Genomic DNA, 2,252 nt, shown 5'->3' with positions numbered 1-2,252 from the left:
TATATGTAAAGAGTGGTCTAAAAATATTATAAAGAGAATACAGACTTGTATGGGTATGATTTTCATATCAAACAATTTTTTAAATATGGGAAAACAATATTAAAATAATCGTCTTCAAAAAATAAGGGAATCATGAATAAATTTATAGACAATAGTTTTAACTTCCAGTATTATAAATGAAAAGGGATATTCTAATGGGGATGAGGTTATGTCTAAAAAGAAAATATTCAGTAAAGTAACAAAAACTGTTTTAGATGCAGTTGCACCAGATTTTGTTGATTCAGCTACAAAAATTGTTGGAGATCAGCTAGAAAAGCGTAAGGACTATGTACATATTCCAGATGTCACTTTAATATCTGTCGAGGAAGCTGAAAAGATTTTAAGCCAGTATGGATTTAATTTTAGCAAGGTTTTGGTTACTCCAGATATTAAATATGCAAACAAAAGATCATTTACTGTTATAGACTTGTCACCTAAAGTTGGCTGGGCCGTCGATCCTAAAACCTATGTGAAAATTTTCTATGCTAATGATGAAATAATTGAAAAAAGCAAGTCTTTAAAATTAAAAGCCGATCAGGAAAAGAAATTCGCCAAACAAAAGCATCAAGAAACTCTAAATAAATTAACTAATGAAACTATTGAACAAACAACTAAGTTAGCTAAGAAATTCAACTTTCATAAAAGCAAGAATAATGGACCAACTAAATAGTTTGTTTAAATATTAAGCATCTTACCAAATAATTGACTTATCAGCTTAAATGCTGAAAAAATTATTGGAAGGTGTTTTTTTATGGCTTCAAAAAAATCAACACAGCTTTTTTATCGTTATTATGCAGAATGGATTGGCTTATATAAAGTCAATGCTGTCCGAGAAGTAACTTTGGATAAATATTATTTAACACTTCACTGGGTTAGAGTGCTGGCACCAACTTTGAAGTTAAACCAGTTGGATCGAAGGACTTATCAGAAGTTGATCAATGATTTTGCAGTTGAGCATGAACGGCAAACCACTATAGATTTTCATCATCAAATTAAATGTGCTATTTTGGATGCTTTAGACGAAGGCTTAATCAAACAAAATCCAACTCGCAAAGTTACAATTAAAGGCAGAAATCCACGCCCTAAGAAAATAAAATATTTGAGCCAGTCACAACTCCAATCATTGATCAAGCAGCTTGAACTGGGAACAGTACTTAATTGGGACTGGTTTATTTTACTTGTTGCCAAAACAGGATTGCGTTTTGCCGAAGCATTAGGAGCCACACCGCAAGATTTTGACTTTGAAAAACGACTGCTAACAATCAACAAAACGTGGAATTATCGTAGGGTTGATGGTGGATTTCAACCAACCAAAAATACTTCTTCTATCAGGAAAATTGAACTTGACTGGCAAACAGCAATGCAATTTTCACAATTAATTAAGAATTGTCCGCCAAATAATCCGATTTTTGTTAATGGACGCGTTTTTAATTCAACCATTAATCATCGATTGGCTGTTTTATGCAAAAAAGCTAAAGTTCCTGTAATTTCGATTCATGGTTTGCGACATACACATGCATCGTTATTACTATTTGCTGGAGTGTCAATTGCTTCTGTTGCTCGCAGATTAGGACACTCAAGCATTACCACAACACAAAAAACTTATTTGCATATTATTAATGAACTTGAATCTCAAGATAGTGACAAAATTATGCATGAAATGTCCGTTTTAATGTAAAAGAAAGACACTCAAATGAAAAAATCATTTGAGTGTCTTTTAAGTTTAGATAAACATTTTTTGAAGAAAACTTTTATTCTGTTTTTGTAATGAAGTTAGTTTACGCTGATGAAGGGCGATAGTGTCGTCAAGTTGTTTAAAAAAGGTGCCGATTTTGGTTTGCTCTTCTATTTTTGGAATTGTAATAATCCAATTTGTAAATACAGGTTTTCTTAAAGAAGGAACTGTCCCTTGAGCATTTTCTTTAAGAGCGTGTTCCCTAAAAGATTTATTGAATAGTTGCAATAAAAATTTAGGATACAATAAATTAAAATTATCTACTTTATATACACGTTGGTGTAATGCAAATTTTCCATTTACATAATGAAATATTTGCCCTATACGGCCATCACCAGGAACTAATATAGCCTCTTCATCAAAATCATATTCATTAAGATGTTCGATTTTTTCTGATCTAACATAAAAGTCATATTTCCCATTAATTACTGAATCTTGGTGATTACGATTTCCTGTATTAATATCCACCAAGTCACCT

3 protein-coding genes are annotated in these 2,252 nt (G+C 31.7%); 2 read left to right on the top strand and 1 reads right to left on the bottom strand.

Annotated elements, in window-relative coordinates:
* Nucleotides 1-208 precede the first annotated feature (208 nt).
* Nucleotides 209-709 carry a PASTA domain-containing protein gene (locus ON15_RS07040; RefSeq protein WP_010580787.1) on the top strand — a complete coding sequence of 167 codons (501 nt, stop codon included), beginning with the start codon at nt 209-211 and terminating at the stop codon, nt 707-709.
* A gap of 81 nt (nt 710-790) precedes the next feature.
* The gene (locus ON15_RS07035; protein WP_010580786.1) at nt 791-1,717 is read left to right on the top strand and encodes a site-specific integrase; all 927 of its coding nucleotides are present in this window, start codon (nt 791-793) and stop codon (nt 1,715-1,717) included.
* Between the two features lie 45 nt (nt 1,718-1,762).
* Here ON15_RS07035 and ON15_RS07030 read toward each other — a convergent pair.
* The coding region (locus ON15_RS07030) for a restriction endonuclease subunit S (RefSeq protein ID WP_010580785.1) at nt 1,763-2,252 on the bottom strand (490 nt) is incomplete at its 5' end.

It is taken from the genome of Liquorilactobacillus vini DSM 20605 (assembly GCF_000255495.1).
Classification (GTDB): domain Bacteria; phylum Bacillota; class Bacilli; order Lactobacillales; family Lactobacillaceae; genus Liquorilactobacillus; species Liquorilactobacillus vini.
This window is presented reverse-complemented; position numbering and strand designations above follow the sequence as displayed.

Excerpts from the sequence above, each read along its gene's own strand:
- ON15_RS07035 (WP_010580786.1), top strand. The coding sequence starts at position 791 with ATGGCTTCAAAAAAATCAACACAGCTTTTTTATCGTTATTATGCAGAA.
- ON15_RS07040 (WP_010580787.1), top strand. The coding sequence starts at position 209 with ATGTCTAAAAAGAAAATATTCAGTAAAGTAACAAAAACTGTTTTAGAT.